Here is a 16,843-nt window from a genome sequence, read left to right on the forward strand (position 1 = left end):
AACTCCGTCACTTAATTAATTCATATTGTCTAGAGGGGCAGGGTCAAAAACTAAATTTTAACCTGGCTTCTTTTTTATTCCAGATAAATGTGTTCTATAAGTCTAAGTCAAAATTTTCCGCCTAACACGAAATTTTACTGCTTTATGACACACTTTATAAAACTACATCAATTGGGGGTTTATTACATGAAAAAAGGACTTTTGGTATTATTTGGGACCGTAATAGCTACAACACTTATATTGACTGCTTGCGGAAATAAGCAATCATCTGACACATCAAAGCAACAGGTCTTGACTGTGGCAACAGATGCCGAAATGGCGACTCTTAGTACAACTAAGTATAGTGATACTACTAGTCTTGAAGCATTACAGAACACTTTCGAAGGACTTTATCGTTTTAATTCAAGCAATAAACCAGTCCTTGCTGGGGCTTCAAGTGTTTCTGTCAGTTCAGATGAAAAAACCTACACTTTTACACTTAGAAAGAACGCAAAATGGTCAAATGGTGACGCCGTAACTGCACAAGATTACGTCTTTGCATGGAGAAAGATGGTGGATCCTTCATCAGCTTCTCCCAATTCACAACGTTTTGCATCCATTAAGAATGGTGATGCGATTGCAGCCGGTAAACTATCAGCTGACAAGTTGGGGATTAAAGCACTCAGCACTTATAAACTACAAGTTACACTTGAGTCGCCTATCAGTTACTTCTCAGAACTTATGACTGGTGCACCATTCTATCCACAAGATGAAAAAATTGTTAAAAAATATGGCAGCCAGTACGGCACAAGTGCCGCTAAGACAGTCTTTAATGGCCCCTTCGTTGTAACTAATTGGAACGGGACTAACTTGAAGTGGAATTATGTGAAGAACAGCAAGTATTGGGATAAAAAAGCAATTACACTAAAAAAAGTTAAAGTTCAAGTTGTTAAGGATTCCTCGACAGCCGCTAATCTATATCAGACAAACAAATTGGATTATGCAATGTTAACAACAGATTATATTAAACAATATCAAAAAACAGCTGGTTTTCATTCAAAAACAATCCCATTAATTGGCTACCTGTCATTTAATACTCATCGCCAAACAACAGCCAATGTTCACTTTAGAAAAGCGATTGCTCTAGCCTACAATAAGAATTCTCTAGTCAAGAATGTCTTGCATGCAGGCTCAGCACTAAATGGAATTGTTCCCAAGGACTTTGCCTTTAACACAAAGACTGGCGATGATTATCGTAAAGATGCAGGCAATATGTCAACTTATAATCTCAAAGAAGCTAAGAAACAATGGGCTGAAGCAAAGAAAGAGCTTGGCAAACAAAAAATTTCAATTGAATTATTAACTTCAGATACCACTGATTCCAAACAAATTGGAGAATATCTTCAAAGTCAACTTGAAACAAACTTACCAGGTTTATCGGTCAGTCTTCGTTCTATTCCACTGAAGTCTCGTTTAGCCGCAACAACTGACTATGATTTCGATATCGTCTATGGAACATGGCAACCTGATTATGCTGATCCTGTTAACTTCATCAGTGATGGTGGACAATATCATTTATCTGATGACTACAACAATAGTAACTTCCGCAGCCTGTTAAACAAGGCAGCGACTACCTATGCAACTAATCCAACAAAGCGTTGGTCAACTTTGATCAAAGCTGAGAAGCAGTTAATTACGACAGATACATTTACTGCACCAGTATATCAGGGCGGGATGTCTTATTTACTAAAGAATAAGGTCAAAGGACTCCAAATCTCACCATATGGAACAGTATTATTCTATCGAAACGTCCACATCAAATAGATAAGTGCAAAAAAAGAGCTGGGGTAAAAGTTAAATTTTGCCCAGCTCTTTTTACGGTTTCATTTATTAAACGACTGAAATAAATATTGTCATACTCATAGATTCAATCCAAAAGCAAAACTACTAAATTCTGATATTAAATCTCTTTTCTAAGTACACTTTATACAAATGAAAAACACTATAAAAATGTTTTAAAAGGCGGTCGTTCTCGAAAAGAAGATTTTGAAGTCGTTTATCGAACCTTAATTTGTGACGAACCATTGAATCCACAATATAATGATCATCCGTTGGTCAATCGTAAGCCAGAGCGGGATCTCCATATAAAATCTGATTGGTTATTAATCTATAAATATGATGGTTAATTTATTCACTTTATTGACACTGGATCACATTCAGATCTTTTCAAATAGTTATTAAAAAAACCATATACCTTTTCCTGTTGATAGCTTATGGCTGTAATAGTCTATCGGCAGGATTTTTCATGTGGAGTTGGGGTAAAAGTTAAATTTTAAAGTCCTCTATATATTATTACGAATAAACGTATTTCATAAGTCAAAATTTCCCGTCTAACTTCGAATCACTCATAGCAGAGTTCTCGCTATATTCGTAATTTCTAATTGATACTCAAATTCCACCGACTTATGGCACACACTTCCTTCATTAAAAAATCCATCTACAACATCATTTTTAAGGAGATTCAAAACTTACAAACCTCTTAGACAATTTTATAAAATTGTCGCTCCGTATTAAAGCCTTGACATATATTCTAAATGCTTGTGAAACCAAGCAAAAAGCAGAACTCGAAGCAAGATAGCTTCTAAGTTCTGCATAAAATTATTTACTATAGTTAGGTGATTCCTTAGTAATCTGAACGTCATGTGGATGCGACTCGCGTAAACCTGCATTTGAAATCTGAATAAATTGTGCATCGTCTTGCAATTCTTGCAAGTGTGCTGCGCCAACATATCCCATTCCTGCGCGTAATCCACCAACAATTTGATAGACAATATCTGCAAGTGAGCCCTTGTATGCGACACGACCCTCAATACCTTCTGGAACGAGCTTGTTAGCTTCATTTACACTACCTTGGAAGTAACGGTCAGATGAACCATGCTTGCTGTCCATTGCCCCCAAGCTGCCCATACCGCGATAGGTCTTGAAGCGGCGACCTTGATAGATTTCTGTCTCACCAGGTGCTTCATCTGTCCCAGCCAGCATGCTACCCAACATAACTGCACTTCCACCTGCTGCCAAAGCCTTAACAACATCACCAGAATATTTAATTCCACCATCAGCAATAATTGTTTTGCCATATTCACGAGCCACACTTGCTGCATCATAAATAGCTGTAAGCTGAGGTACTCCAACGCCGGCCACAATCCGAGTTGTACAAATCGAGCCAGGTCCAATTCCAACTTTGACTACATCGACACCAACATCATAGAGTGCGCGTGCAGCTGCTGCGGTTGCAACGTTACCAGCAATCAATGTTGCTTCTGGAAAATGCTCGCGAATCTCACTGATTTTGCGAATTACTCCTGCAGAATGACCATGAGCAGTATCAATTACAATTGCATCAACACCTGCATCTAACAAAGCAGCAGCGCGATCGAAAGTATCACTTGTAACACCGACTGCAGCCCCAACCAGTAAACGACCATGTTCGTCTTTTGCTGCATTTGGAAATTCAACAACCTTTTCAATATCCTTAATGGTTATTAAGCCCGTGAGCTTACCATCTTTATCAATCATTGGTAATTTTTCAATTTTGTGTTTTTGCAGAATTTCTTCTGCCTTTTTCAAAGAAGTTCCCTCAGGTGCAGTCACAAGATTTTCCTTAGTCATTACACCATCAATCGCAACAGTTCGATCTAAAACAAAGCGGAGATCACGGTTAGTAATAATTCCGACAAATTTACGATTTTGCAATGTTTCAACAATTGGAACGCCGCTAATACGATATCTTCTCATTAACCCCTCTGCCTCAGCAACTGTATTCGATGGAGTCAGAAAAAATGGGTCAATGATTACGCCACTCTCAGAACGCTTGACTTTACGAACCTCATCAGCTTGTCGTTCAATCGTCATATTCTTATGAATAACACCTAGTCCACCTTGGCGGGCCATTGCGATTGCAGTCGCTGATTCAGTAACTGTATCCATTCCTGCACTTATAATCGGGATATTTAACTTAATATTTTCTGCAAGTTGCACCTTCAAATCAACATCGTTTGGTAAAACATGACTTTCAGCTGGAATTAATAGAACATCATCAAACGTAAAACCTTTTTTCGCGAACTTGGTATCCCAATTAGACATTACAAAAACGCTCCTTTAAATTTATTTTTATTTTCTAAAATACAAAATATTCTTACTAAAATCAAGTATTCTCATTTATTTATTAGAATGTTGTTGCTAAATAATCCCTTTCTGGCTTTCAAACTAACTAATATCCATTGAATAGTTTAATTCATTATACATTAAAAAAGTATATCTGCTATATTGAGATTTCCTGCGAAATTACTTTATACAAGAAAGGAGCTACATCAAAATTTAACTTTTGATCCAGCTCCACTCTGAATTTATACTATGTTACATTCTTCTCGTTACTTGAAAAATTCGTTCAATCAAACACAAGTCTACTTATCTAATTTGGAATGTCTTGAGGTTTCAAGCATTCTGACATAAACAATTAAGCTGACAAAAACCGCCGCTGACACATAATAAAAGAACCAGCCTTCATGATTAATCGTCTTCAGCCATAAGGCAACGTACTCAACCGTTCCACCAAAAATCGCTACTGTCAGTCCATATGGTAATCCAACACCTAAAGCCCTGATCTCTGTTGGAAAAAGTTCTGCCTTTACAACTGCATTGATTGAAGTGTAACCACTCACAATCATGAGACCCGCCAGCATTAATACAAACGCACTGAACGGACTGTCAAACAACTGCAATCCTTTAAAAATTGGAACGGTTAGCAGTGTGCCTAAGATTCCAAACCAATACAACAATGGCTTACGACCTATCTTATCTGAAAGATGACCAAATACCGGCTGCATAATCATGAAGATTAACAGTGCCAAGAAATTGATTTCGGTAGTTAATCTTGTTGGCAAGCCTAAACTATTGATCATATACTTCTGCATATAAGTAGTGTAAGTATAGAATGCAATTGTCCCACCGAATGTCAATCCAATGACGGTCAGTACTTGTCCTGGATACTTAGCTAATTGTTTCAGAGTTCCCTTCTTCTTACCATTCTTAGCAGATTCCTTGAATTGATTAGTCTCATCCATAGACAATCTGAGATACAGCACAATAAGTGCTCCTAGCGCGCCAACAACAAATGGAATTCTCCATGCCCAAGCACTCAACTGAGCATCATCAAAGAAATACTGTAACAAGATTTGGACAATTAGTGCAAGCAATTGCCCACTAATCAGTGTTACATATTGAAAAGATGCGTAGTATCCTCTTCGATTCGAACTAGCCATTTCCGAGAGATATGTTGCTGAAATACCATATTCACCACCAAGAGAGATTCCTTGCACTAGCCGCACCAGCACCAAAATAATGGGTGAAAGAATTCCAATGGTTTGATATGTTGGAACGATTGCAATGATAAGTGAACCACAAGCCATAATGACAACAGAAAGCGTCAAGGCTGAACGTCGCCCATGCTGATCTGCAAACTTGCCCATTATGAAACTCCCAAATGGTCTCATTAAAAAGCCGACTGCAAACACAGCAGCAGCACTCAATAATTCAACAGTTTGATTGTTGCTTGGGAAAAATGCATTCGCAAAATAAATAGCAAAAGATGCATATATGTACCAATCAAACCACTCGATCATGTTACCCAAAGAACCTTTGATTATGTTACTTGCAATTTTTCTTTCTTTTTTCTTATCCAAGTTATATCCCTCCTATGTCAGCTCTAAAAAGCTCATAATGGGACTAATTATCGCATGTATCATCGCTCTTTGCATCCTCGCACACTTTAAATTCGTTTTATCATGTTATGTCAATAAATGCTACTATGATAAGGATCACTATAATAAAAACTATTTTATATAGATTTTCTGTTTTGCTTTTAAAACTTATTAAGCTTTTTTAATAACTTTTTCACTGGTAAACCTTCAAAAAAAGTTATTATATTAAATTGAAATTAGAAAAAATTTTAAAAAAATCCACAAAAAAGGCTAATCTGAAAGATTTCCACAGAGTAGCCCTTAAATGTTATTGATATTGAATTAAAATCAGGTTTTATGCTGATCTCACTACTGCTTCTGAACGAATGTATTCCTTGTTTAAAGCAGTTTAGCTTCTTCTAATAATTCAGCCAACCAAGTCTTTTTTAATTTTGAAATCCCAATCTTCTTTACTAATCCTGGAATTGGCAAGTTAATCTCATTCAACTGCTTCTTATCATTCAAATAATATACTGCCTTTAATAACTCACGGATATCATAGATAGAATTGAAGACCTCTGGAACGCCCCTTTCAACACCTAAAAGCATATACACTGCTTCCATTGCCGTTCTGACAGAGTACTCGGTCGTAAAAACTGTATCTCTCGTTGGCGATTCAGCAAAATTACCGATAAAAGCCAAGTTAACAGAGCCATCTGGCACAACATCAGGTCGGTCACCCTTTTGTCTTGGCATAAAATAAGAAGTAATAAATGGCATATACACAGGAACCGTATTAATTGACTCCTGAGCCGCTAACTGCTCAATCTTAAACTCTGGAACTCCTAAATGATATAAAAACTCCTCAGTAATTTCTTTACCTGAACAATCAACAATTTTTTTATGGACATAATTACCTTCAGTATCTGAATAAAGTCCATAAATCCAAACTATGGTCTCATTTTCAGATTGTTCTTTAAAATGCGGCTGTCTATGAATTGCAAAACTCATGAGCCAATTAGAATCAGTAATCGTAATTATTCCACCACTATTAACTTTACGATCATGCAAATCCCGCTTAGTTAAGCGTTCAATATATGGTTCAACTGCTGCATTCTTGATTGTTGCCGTTGCAGAAACAAACCAGCTTTTCTCTGGCAAATCTTGATAAAATACCTTAGGATTACCAAAATCTGTAGACTGTTCAGCCAAGTTTTCCCACAAATTCCAGCTACCGCCTAACTCTGTTGTTGCAGGTGCAGGAGTATTATGATCCCCATAAGTTGTACTTTCTGTAATTGACCCATTTGTAACAAGGACTAAGTCATTTTCAGTAAGAACCGTTTCAGTTTGCTGACCAGCTACAGTTAGTAATAATTTCTTTGCAACTTTCCTGCCATCTGTAAAATCAACTTGAATATTATCAACAGTCGTACTGTATTGAACATCGACATTATGTGTCTTCAAGTATGCAAGGATTGGTTTTACCATTGAATCATACTGATTGTACTTATTGAATTTAAGTGCCTTAAAATCAGGCAATCCGTCAATATGATGAATGAAACGCATTGTGTATCGTCTCATCTCAACTGCAGAATGCCATTTTTCAAAAGCAAACATCGTTGCCCAGTAGGTCCAAAAATTACTCTCGAAAAACTTGGGTGAGAAGAAATCTTCAATTGTCTGTGTTCCTAACTTGCTCTCAGGTGTCATAACTAGTTTAATCAATTCGTTTGACGATTTATCAAGTGTGTAGTCACCATCATTTGGCACACGATTACCTCGATCATATATCAATCTGCAATTCGACGAATTCGGATCATCTTTGTCTAACCAATAATATTCATCTAAGTATGATGCACCTTCAACCTCAAGGGATGGAATAGAACGGTACATGTCCCACAAACATTCGAAATGATTCTCCATTTCCCGACCGCCACGAGTAATAAAACCCACATTCGGTCGATTAGCTCCATCCAATGAACCACCCGCAAGTGGTAATTCTTCTAGCAAATGAATATGCTCGCCTTTCATGTGTCCATCACGAATTAAGAAAACAGCAGCAGCTAAGCCTGCTAATCCAGCTCCAACAATATAAGCCTGCTTTTGATCAACATTAGCCGGCTTTCTTGGTCTAGCAAAAGCTTCATAATTCCCATTAGAATAATACATTTTAATCATCCCTTCTTGTGAACTAGTATACAAGTAAAGGGTACTCCTTAACTACAATAATTCAAAATAGAATGGTTCTTATATGTTTGAAGTAATCAAAAATTGGGTTAAGGTTTGGATTAAAAGTTAAGTTTCACCATCTTATGTCACAATACTTAAAGTATTAATTTACAGCAAAAAACAGTTCCAATATTCTATAAATATCGCGAACTGTCTTAATTAATTTTTTAATCATATCTAGTAACTGGGGACTGAGTTAAAAGTTAAGTTTTGATTCAGTTCCTCTATTTATTTCGTATAAACGTGTTTCATAAATCAAAACTTTCCGTCTAACTTCGAATTACTCATAGCAAAGTACTCGCTATGTTCGTAATTTCGAGTTAGTACTCAAATTTTCCCGACTTATGGCACACTCCCTGTCTTAATTAATTTTTTAACCATATCCAGTAACTGGAACTAACTTCTTAAATATTATTTTCCTGATCTAGCATCTTCTTAATAACTGGAACCTGGCCCAAAGTCGTCACTTCATCTTTTGACATAACCACTAAGTTAGTCTTTGATTGTGCTAATTCGGTAAATGCATGAATACTTTGATCCTTGAAATAATTTTCATTGACAGCTGTCAAGCTTTCTTGAATTTTATTGATGCGATAATTCTCTGCATCAGCCTGTGTCCTAGTTGCCTGAGCTTGTGCCTGCGCAGTTTCAACAAGCGCACGGTTACGAGCATCAGTTGTCAACTTGATGTTTTGTGCCTCACCTTGGGCACGTGCAATTGTCGCGATTCGTTCACGATCGGCAGTCAATTGTTTATCCATTGCTTCTTGGATAGAAGTCGATGGTGTCAGCTCATCAATATTTACTCGGTCAACATTAATTCCATAGACATTGGTTAAGTCTCCAATTGCAGCAGCCAAATCCGCATTGATCTTGGAAGTCGAACCCAGCGCATCTGTCAATTCAAGGCGTCCAATAATATCACGCAGGTGTCCTCTTACTAACTGAGCCATTGATTCAACTGAATCTGTATTTTCATAAACGTACTTTTTAGCATCTGTAACATGATAGTTCAAGGTAACACTCGCTTGAATATCTGCATTATCCTTTGTGATTACAGAATACTGTGATAACTGCAACGGACGCATTGCCAAGTTAACTGTCTGGATCCTTTGAAAAATAGGAATATAAAAGTGTAATCCTGCATCGACGCTGTGACTATACTTTCCCAATGTTTCCACAAGACCTTGACAATTTTGATTTACAATCTTTATTCCGAACATTTGAATTCCCCCATACTCGTAATTTAATGTACCATTGGGCGTAGTGTCAAAATATTCCCATTAGCCTCAATTACGATATAATTTATTTTCGAATCGAATTCCAGATTACTTTCAATCAAGTAACGATAATAGATTCCATTTACTTGCACAAGTCCATTGTCTGGATCAATTTGTCTGTTCTCTACAACTTGCCCGATAAATTGGCGCTTTTCTAACGAAACGGCCGCCTGCTCCTTACCATTTAAAAAATCTTCAATAATTGTCTGCAGCAGGCTATTCACACTGCGATTTTGTTCCTTTGCTTTTGCTTCAAGTCTACTTTTTAGTTCTTTGGGTAACCTCAACAAAAAAGTCGCTATATCATCCATTGGACTCACCTCACAATCTTTTCATCTATCGATAACACTATGATATCATACTAATATCATAAAGCAATAAATATTTTTATTTTTTTGTGATATTTATAAAATGACCATACTTTATTGGTTCATTCAACTTCAAATTCAACGAAACGACAGCCTTAGGACGCTTACCAGCTTGACTAATCATCTGTTCCTTTACAGAATCCAAAGCAGCCTGAGCCTTCCCTAAATAATAGAATTTTTTCCCTTCGGCATCACTCTTCTTAAGAAATAGTTGAATTTGCACCTTAAAATCACCATTGTGGTCTCGCTCTAATAGCTGCTGAACTTCTTTTGAATCAATATGTCGTGGGCTTCTGGTATACCATTTGATTAAACCAGTATTGAAGAATTCATTTTCATAGCGTGCACTACGATTCTTTGTTGGATCATCTTTTTCATATGTGATAAAGATTGGGCAAGCATCTCTTCCTACACGATAGCCATACATTGGAGCACTCACATCTTTGCTCCAATTCAAGAGCCGACAGACATCTTTGCGAGAATATTTTTGATAATATGTGAAAGGTTGCTTGGCATTAAAATTATTTGCTTTATACAATCCAGTTGCGATAACATCCATAAACATACGCTTAAAGTCACTTATTCCTTGTAAACTAGCATTAATCACAGAATTAAACCCGTACTTTCCATTTGAATGCTCTACAATAGCTTGCTTCCCGTATTTCTCAGCCTTATTTTCTCTCCCAGATTTGATATCAAAAAAGTGCAGGCTCAAAATGTCATCAACCGATTGCAATACAGCCGCATCTAAATAACAATTATTTTGTTGCAAGGCTTCTGTAAAGTCCTTATCTGTTACCTCTTTTTCCAGTAACAGCCTTAATAGTAAAAGTTCATGTCTTCTCATCCCATTTACCAATTCCTTAGTTGCAAAACTCAATACTTTTGCTTCATACTCGGTTAACTTGACTTGCTCTTTCATCTTAATTAAAAAGCTCGCGTAACTATCAAGTTGATTATTCTCAGCAAAGACTTCAGCATCAATTCCACCGTATTTTTGAAAATCCAGTAATAAGGGAATTCTGCCTAGTCTTTGTTTGAGTTCCTGATAATCTGCACGCAAAGTTGCAAAAGCATCTAACTTCGCAACCTGAATCGCCTCATATATCCGCTGTCTCGCAACTTCAGTAAAGTTAATTGTTGATAATCCTAGAATTGGCTGCATTGTTAAATCTGCACGTGCGCTATCCTTACTGCGTGAGATATCTCCTGTCAGCGCTGTGGGAATTAAATAATTATTTTTATAGTTTCCGATGAAATCAATAATTGTTAAGAACTCTTTACCGATATACTTACGTAACCCTCGACCCAACTGCTGAATAAAAACAATGCTTGATTGCGTATTCCTAAGCATCACAACTTGATTCAAACATGGAATGTCAATTCCCTCGTTGAAGATGTCTACCGTCACGATATATTCGATTTGACCATGCTCAAGCTGGGTAACTACTTGGTTACGCCGCGCAATTGAATCACTTCCATCTAGGCTAACTGCTGGGTGCCCATTCTTCGCCAAAAGCTGAGCAATCTCCTTTGATTCAAGCACATTACTGCAAAAAACAAGTCCATGAACTCGTTTGCCTGAATATCCATAGTACTCAAGTTGTTTTAGCACGTAACTAACACGTTCCTTTGCAACTAATAATCTTAGTGGAGACTTATCATCAATCAACTTGCCATCATACTCATAATCTTGCAGTCCCACATAATGAAATGGCGTCAGCATCTGTTCTTCCAAAGCATCTTGGAGCCGAATCTCATAGGCAATATTGTAATCAAATAGTTGATAAATGCTGAAATCATCTGTTCTCTCAGGTGTCGCTGTCATCCCTAAACAAAAAGCTGGGGTAAAATAATCCAAGATGCGGCGATATGTCTCAGACCCACTTCGGTGCGCCTCGTCAATCAAGAGATAATCAAATTGATTTGGTGCAAAACGATTTAAGACATCTGTCTTGGAGAGTGTCTGCAAAGTCGCAAATAAGTACTTGGCTTGTCTTTCATTCCGATTCCCAGATAAGATTCCATAGTCACTATCTTTTCCACCTAAAACACGTTTAAAACTATCCAGTGCCTTTTGTAGAATTTGTTCACGATGAACTACAAATAACATCTTATTTGGATTAACTTGCTTTACATCAAGCGCAGCTAAAAATGTTTTTCCCGTCCCTGTTGCGGAGATTACCAAACCTCTTCTTTCATTTGTTGCACGCAATTTTGCTAATTCAATTAGCGCTTCTGTCTGCATCTTATTAGGAACAATTGGTGCTTTTTCTTTGACTTCAACCGAATTAATCATCGTTCGTTTTTGCTGGGTATCATTATAGACATGCCGATATTCTTCAATCCATTGATTAGTGAGCTCGACTGCTTGTTGCCACTCAATATCCAGCTGATTCATAATCTGCTTGGTCACTGCACCATCCTTGAGTGCCGAAAAATGCAAATTCCATTCAACGTTGTGCAATAATGCTGCACGCGTCAAATTTGAGCTACCGATAATCATCGAATAATAGTCGTTATGTTCAAAAAGGTAGCCTTTAGCATGGAAGCCTTCTTGCGTAACAATTCTAACCGCAATATTTGGAATCTTAAGTAGTTCCTCAAAGACCTTCGGCTGATTAAATGCCAAATAATTCGAAGTCAGAATTCTTCCTGAGATTCCCTTAACTGCTAAGTCAGCTAACACGACTTTCAAAGGCGTTAGTGCATCTTCGGTAATAAATGCCAGTGCAAAAGAAAAACTCCGACAAGTCTGTAATTCATACCGGAGATGTTCCCACATCGTATCATTCGGTTGATTGCTTACCAGCTGTGGCAATAATTCGCTAGTAGCCCCAGGTTGACTATCATCCAAGAATCCAACTGTTGCTGCCAGCAAAAGATTCTGCTTAATATCTTCATTATTCATCAAATTCCACCTTATTTAAATCCCACTTGCTTAATTTCGCGAGTACCTTCTGATTTGCTGGCAACCACTTCTTATTTTCTAACTGCTGAATTGGCAACCATCCGTATTCCTCATAAATCTTTGGTTCGCCCTCTTTGCTTTCTAGTCGTGCAAAATAAAAATACAGTTTTACATCCCCAAATTGATAATGGTATGCATACTCTGGGACTACCATTGAACCAATAGTAATTTCTGCTCCAATTTCTTCCATTACTTCCCGTTTAAGTGCTTCTTTTATTCCTTCATTTTTTTCAATCTTGCCACCTGGAAATTCCCAGTAGCCAGCCAATTTCTTAGATTTTCTTTTACCTACAAAAATCTGTTTCTTCCGATTTAAGATTACAGCACATACAATTTCTATCTTCATTTATTCCCACCCTAGCTCTTGCTAACTCCACATTTAATTACAGCTATTCTTCCTATATTCTAATTTTTTATTGCATAATAAGCTAGACAAACAGATAGACTGTGTCCTAGAATTAAAAACAGAAGCTATACACATATGGTACGTTTTTAAGTAAAGTTTGAAGTTATTAGCTGAAGAATCTTGGTCTATGAAATCTATATAACATCAATGAGGAGGAAAACCAGTGTCTATTTTTAAGAATATTATGAGTTGGGTATGGCCTATCTTAATCGGCTTATTACTTGCTTTTTTTGTTAAGACTTTCCTATTCAGCCCTGCCAATGTTGTTGGCGATTCTATGAGTCCTAATCTGCAGGCTGGGGAACGTGTCATCATGTTAAAAGCCGCAAAAATCAGACGAAATTCAATCATTATTTTCAATGCTTACGGTGTTGATACTCAGGAACCTAATGTTACTCCTAAAACGAAATATATTAAGCGTATAATTGGGCTGCCCGGTGATAAAATCGAGTATCAGAATAATGGCAAGTTATATGTAAATAATAAACTAGTCTCACAATCATATATTACCAAAAAGCAACAATCTAGCGGAACACTGACACTTTCGACTGCCTTATCACCTGCTTCAGGAGTAACCTTGGGTACAAATAAAAGCTTTACCGTTCCAAAAGGTAAGTATTTTGTTCTCGGTGATAATCGCAAAATCTCAAACGATAGCCGCTATTATGGCTTTGTCCCAAAAGCAAAAATTTTGGGTGTAGTAAAAGCCTTTATTTGGAATAAACACCATAAGTTAATCAATTCTCTCAATAGTAATTAACCAGCTAAGATTTCTTATAACTATCTTGCAACTGTGCATAATATCTTTTTTTATTCTGTAAAAAGTCAATGTGTGTCTGAATTTTCTGTTGCTGTGCATGCAATATTTGTTCTTGTTGTTCCAAGATACTTATTCTTTCCTTAACTGTTTCATCTCCTTGTTCTCGTAGCTTAGAATATTCAATAATTTTTGCCAGTGGCATTCCGGTTGCCTTTGCGCGACTAATAAATTCAATCCATCGCAAGTCTTTATCCGTAAAAACACGGTAGTTATTACCATTGCGTGCAGGTTTCAGAAGACCTAAGTCCTCATAATAGCGTAGTGTTGAAATTGAAAGTCTAGTTATACTTGAAATTTCAGAGATCTTATATGTTTTAATCATCTTATAACTTCCTTTTAAAAATTCTACTTGCTATCAAGTTAACTTGATAGTTTATAGTGATTTTATCACATAGAAGGAGGAATTATTTTGAATAAATATGAAAATGGATTACAGATACGCGAGGAAGTCATTGGACGAAAAGCAAGCCAGTTAGTAACGGACAGCCTAGCAGACATTGCTCCTATTTTAAATCAAAAAACACTTCTGGCTTTTGATGAAGCAAAAACCCGAGGTATCTTAGACATGAAGCAGCGCGAAATGATTACAATTACTACATTACTGACACAAGGTGATACATCCAGTCAGCTTCGCATTCATATTCAAGGAGCTTTAAATGTCGGAATGACACGTGATGAGATAATCGAAACTTTCGTTCATTGCTTACCTTATGTTGGTTTTCCGAGAGTACTAAATGCAATTTCAGTTGCCAAAGAGGTTTTTAATAAAGATTAAAAAAGTGATAAAAGACTGAACCAAAGTGAAACACCCCATAATATCTAGATCTCAAAAAATATAATTATTATGGGGTGTTTTTTATGATCAAATATATAAATAAATTTAAAGTTTATGCTATTTTTTGAACTTCAAATAGACCTTTAGATTATGAAAATGTTACTACTAATGGACTAGATTGAAATGATTCAATTAAAGCCGAGTGAATAGTTAACTTGATAATAACATTATTCTTGAGATCTTCGGATAGCTCTTTTATCTCTGGGTGCACAGCGATTTCGGTAAGCATTTCATTGCCTCCAATAATCTCTGGCTTAATATTATTTGAGCTAATTCTTATTCCTGTTTTCTCATCAAACCAAGTTGTGATTGCTGCGGCTTCATTTTGAATAATATTCCTAACACGGTTTGTCTTACTATCAGAGAGTGTGCCATAAGTCGGGAAAATTTGAGTACTAACTCGAAATTACGAACATAGCAGGCACTTTGCTATGAGTAATTCGAAGTTAGACGGAGAATTTTGACTTATGAAACACGTTTATACGGAATAAATAGAGAAACTGAATCAAAATTTAACTTTTGACCCAACCCCTGCTTAAAAGTAATCACACTTGAACTTACTCTATTATTTTCGAAAATCGTCGATAAAACAATGATATTATCCAATTTACTCAAAGCATTATTAAATTCACTATTACCTTTGGGATTTCCATCCTTGCTAAATTTTTTACGCTGTTTAAGAACTGTCAGTATAGTTAAAGGAATTACTAAAATAATATAACCTACCACAGATAAGGCAAGGGATTGTGCGAAGTATCCTTTAATGCCAAAGTAAGAAACCACCGACATTGCCATGAAAATTGTCAGTAAGAATATTAAAAACAACTGGATAAATCTTTTGGCGTACATCTTACATCACCTTCCATTTTTAATTGGACTCAAGTTCATCAGAATTAAATATAGAAAACATCGAAGTATCTTTGTCTATTTTAACATCAATTATGTTCAACACATTAATTGTATTTAAACAAAGACTCATTCCTTGCCTAATGGTGAAAATTTCGCTCCTACCCCTGTTAAAGTTCGCAAACTACCTGCCAATAAAATAACCATAAACATTGATTGACCATGTGCCAATAATACCCCACCAAACCATGAACCAACAGGAATTGAAGCGTAAGAAACCATCCGCGTAACCGAAACAACTCTTCCCAAAATCTGTTTTGGAACTGTCCTTTGCCTTAAAGTAAAATAAGTAATAACATTAATTGTCCCAAAAAAGCTGATGATGCCTAAAACCACACCAATATAAAAATAGTTAGTACTTACTAGTAAGAGCAAAGTGCTCAAACCAGCCAAAATAGTGCTAGATGATAATAAAACACCTGCCTTAAAATGATTAACAATCTTGCTTCCACCAAAACCAGCAATCAATGATCCAACTCCTCCTATCGACATCGCTAAAGTTGCCTCAAAAAGTGGATAATTCAATAACTTAGTCATGTAGTAAATAAAATTTGCTTCAAACATATTCAATGCAAAGTTAGTAAAAAAAAACATAACTGAACCACTAAAAATTACTTTTTCACGCAAGCTATAACTAGCTCCCTCAATGACATCAGTAGTCAACTTCTTAATTGCAAAATTAATCTGAACTTCTTTATTCTTATCTCTTGGAAGCTGTACCAATATCACTACGGTTAACAAAAAAGAAAATAAATCAATCCATAAGGCATTGTAGCCACCTAGCAATGTTACTAGTGATCCGCCCACTAATGGTCCCATGATTGATAATGTGTTATCAATTGTTTGAATAGTCGCATTAGCTTCAGCAAATTTTTTATCTTCCACTATTTCTGGAATGATGCTCTGGAAGCTTGGATGGATCAACGGGTCAATGGAAGACAAAATAAAAACTGCTACATATAATAAACTAAAGTTAATTTCTTTCTCCATTAAGGTGAACAACAATAAAGGCACAACCAGTGCAGCAAAGAGATTTCCAATAATCAGAATCTTCTTTTTAGCATAATTATCAGCAAAACTACCACCCAATAATGAGAAAACTATCCACGGAATAAATGAAATACCAAAAACAGTGGCAGCATGATAAGCCGAACCTGTTTTGGAAAGAATAATAATTGGTAATGCTAAGCGATACAGCCAATCACCAATTGATGAGATTAAAAAGGCCATACAAAGATAACTAAAATTACGATTTTTTATAAACAAAATATTTACCCCTTAAATAATTAATAATTGCTTTTATAGTAC

15 protein-coding genes are annotated in these 16,843 nt (G+C 36.3%); 4 read left to right on the forward strand and 11 right to left on the reverse strand.

What is annotated here, in order from left to right; all coding sequences use genetic code 11:
* Positions 1 to 186: 186 nt before the first annotated feature.
* Entirely contained in the window at positions 187 to 1,803 is a 1,617-nt protein-coding gene (locus ABF682_RS01490) for a peptide ABC transporter substrate-binding protein (protein ID WP_415618782.1), read from the forward strand.
* Between the two features lie 140 nt (positions 1,804 to 1,943).
* On the forward strand, positions 1,944 to 2,165 hold the full coding sequence (locus ABF682_RS01495; protein ID WP_415618865.1) for a type II toxin-antitoxin system mRNA interferase toxin, RelE/StbE family: 222 nt from the start codon (positions 1,944 to 1,946) through the stop codon (positions 2,163 to 2,165).
* 472 nt (positions 2,166 to 2,637) lie between these two features.
* Here the strand turns inward: ABF682_RS01495 and guaB are convergent, their stop codons facing one another.
* The 7 genes from guaB to ABF682_RS01530 all read right to left on the reverse strand — a co-directional run bounded on the left by guaB (position 2,638) and on the right by ABF682_RS01530 (position 12,914).
* Positions 2,638 to 4,122, reverse strand: coding sequence for an IMP dehydrogenase (gene guaB, locus ABF682_RS01500; protein WP_289981716.1), 1,485 nt, complete (start codon positions 4,120 to 4,122; stop codon positions 2,638 to 2,640).
* Positions 4,123 to 4,442: 320 nt separating this feature from the next.
* A complete protein-coding gene (locus tag ABF682_RS01505) occupies positions 4,443 to 5,660 on the reverse strand; it encodes an MFS transporter (protein WP_415618866.1) in 1,218 nt (405 codons plus the stop codon).
* 456 nt (positions 5,661 to 6,116) lie between these two features.
* A complete protein-coding gene (locus tag ABF682_RS01510; protein ID WP_415618783.1) occupies positions 6,117 to 7,889 on the reverse strand; it encodes an oleate hydratase in 1,773 nt (590 codons plus the stop codon).
* 464 nt (positions 7,890 to 8,353) lie between these two features.
* Positions 8,354 to 9,172 carry an SPFH domain-containing protein gene (locus ABF682_RS01515; RefSeq protein WP_289979853.1) on the reverse strand — a complete coding sequence of 273 codons (819 nt, stop codon included), beginning with the start codon at positions 9,170 to 9,172 and terminating at the stop codon, positions 8,354 to 8,356.
* A gap of 23 nt (positions 9,173 to 9,195) precedes the next feature.
* Positions 9,196 to 9,540 carry an Arc family DNA-binding protein gene (locus ABF682_RS01520; RefSeq protein WP_289979854.1) on the reverse strand — a complete coding sequence of 115 codons (345 nt, stop codon included), beginning with the start codon at positions 9,538 to 9,540 and terminating at the stop codon, positions 9,196 to 9,198.
* Positions 9,541 to 9,616: 76 nt separating this feature from the next.
* Positions 9,617 to 12,508, reverse strand: coding sequence for a DEAD/DEAH box helicase (locus tag ABF682_RS01525; RefSeq protein WP_415618784.1), 2,892 nt, complete (start codon positions 12,506 to 12,508; stop codon positions 9,617 to 9,619).
* On the reverse strand, positions 12,501 to 12,914 hold the full coding sequence (locus ABF682_RS01530) for a (deoxy)nucleoside triphosphate pyrophosphohydrolase (RefSeq protein ID WP_415618785.1): 414 nt from the start codon (positions 12,912 to 12,914) through the stop codon (positions 12,501 to 12,503). The genes ABF682_RS01525 and ABF682_RS01530 overlap by 8 nt, the downstream gene beginning before the upstream one ends.
* A gap of 223 nt (positions 12,915 to 13,137) precedes the next feature.
* On the opposite strand from ABF682_RS01530, the gene lepB reads away from it, so the two are divergent.
* The gene (gene lepB, locus ABF682_RS01535; RefSeq protein ID WP_415618786.1) at positions 13,138 to 13,734 is read left to right on the forward strand and encodes a signal peptidase I; all 597 of its coding nucleotides are present in this window, start codon (positions 13,138 to 13,140) and stop codon (positions 13,732 to 13,734) included.
* A gap of 4 nt (positions 13,735 to 13,738) precedes the next feature.
* Here lepB and ABF682_RS01540 read toward each other — a convergent pair whose 3' ends face one another.
* The gene (locus tag ABF682_RS01540; RefSeq protein ID WP_415618787.1) at positions 13,739 to 14,116 is read right to left on the reverse strand and encodes a MerR family transcriptional regulator; all 378 of its coding nucleotides are present in this window, start codon (positions 14,114 to 14,116) and stop codon (positions 13,739 to 13,741) included.
* Between the two features lie 87 nt (positions 14,117 to 14,203).
* On the opposite strand from ABF682_RS01540, the gene ABF682_RS01545 reads away from it, so the two are divergent.
* Positions 14,204 to 14,569, forward strand: coding sequence for a carboxymuconolactone decarboxylase family protein (locus tag ABF682_RS01545; RefSeq protein WP_415618788.1), 366 nt, complete (start codon positions 14,204 to 14,206; stop codon positions 14,567 to 14,569).
* A gap of 148 nt (positions 14,570 to 14,717) precedes the next feature.
* On the opposite strand, the gene ABF682_RS01550 is transcribed toward ABF682_RS01545, so the two are convergent.
* From ABF682_RS01550 to ABF682_RS01560, 3 genes are all read right to left on the reverse strand, one after another.
* Entirely contained in the window at positions 14,718 to 14,858 is a 141-nt protein-coding gene (locus ABF682_RS01550) for a hypothetical protein (RefSeq protein WP_415618789.1), read from the reverse strand.
* Between the two features lie 236 nt (positions 14,859 to 15,094).
* Positions 15,095 to 15,478 carry a hypothetical protein gene (locus tag ABF682_RS01555; RefSeq protein ID WP_415618790.1) on the reverse strand — a complete coding sequence of 128 codons (384 nt, stop codon included), beginning with the start codon at positions 15,476 to 15,478 and terminating at the stop codon, positions 15,095 to 15,097.
* Positions 15,479 to 15,604: 126 nt separating this feature from the next.
* Positions 15,605 to 16,801, reverse strand: a complete 1,197-nt coding sequence (locus ABF682_RS01560) for an MFS transporter (RefSeq protein WP_415618791.1) — start codon at positions 16,799 to 16,801, stop codon at positions 15,605 to 15,607.
* Between the last annotated feature and the right edge of the window lie 42 nt (positions 16,802 to 16,843).

This window comes from Liquorilactobacillus sp. (assembly GCF_047719775.1).
GTDB lineage: Bacteria > Bacillota > Bacilli > Lactobacillales > Lactobacillaceae > Liquorilactobacillus.

Excerpts from the sequence above, each read along its gene's own strand:
- ABF682_RS01505 (WP_415618866.1), bottom strand. The coding sequence starts at position 5,660 with ATGATCGAGTGGTTTGATTGGTACATATATGCATCTTTTGCTATTTAT.
- ABF682_RS01540 (WP_415618787.1), bottom strand. The coding sequence starts at position 14,116 with ATGATTAAAACATATAAGATCTCTGAAATTTCAAGTATAACTAGACTT.
- guaB (WP_289981716.1), bottom strand. The coding sequence starts at position 4,122 with ATGTCTAATTGGGATACCAAGTTCGCGAAAAAAGGTTTTACGTTTGAT.
- ABF682_RS01510 (WP_415618783.1), bottom strand. The coding sequence starts at position 7,889 with ATGTATTATTCTAATGGGAATTATGAAGCTTTTGCTAGACCAAGAAAG.
- ABF682_RS01490 (WP_415618782.1), top strand. The coding sequence starts at position 187 with ATGAAAAAAGGACTTTTGGTATTATTTGGGACCGTAATAGCTACAACA.
- ABF682_RS01520 (WP_289979854.1), bottom strand. The coding sequence starts at position 9,540 with ATGGATGATATAGCGACTTTTTTGTTGAGGTTACCCAAAGAACTAAAA.
- ABF682_RS01550 (WP_415618789.1), bottom strand. The coding sequence starts at position 14,858 with ATGCTTACCGAAATCGCTGTGCACCCAGAGATAAAAGAGCTATCCGAA.
- ABF682_RS01555 (WP_415618790.1), bottom strand. The coding sequence starts at position 15,478 with ATGTACGCCAAAAGATTTATCCAGTTGTTTTTAATATTCTTACTGACA.
- ABF682_RS01515 (WP_289979853.1), bottom strand. The coding sequence starts at position 9,172 with ATGTTCGGAATAAAGATTGTAAATCAAAATTGTCAAGGTCTTGTGGAA.
- ABF682_RS01530 (WP_415618785.1), bottom strand. The coding sequence starts at position 12,914 with ATGAAGATAGAAATTGTATGTGCTGTAATCTTAAATCGGAAGAAACAG.
- ABF682_RS01525 (WP_415618784.1), bottom strand. The coding sequence starts at position 12,508 with ATGAATAATGAAGATATTAAGCAGAATCTTTTGCTGGCAGCAACAGTT.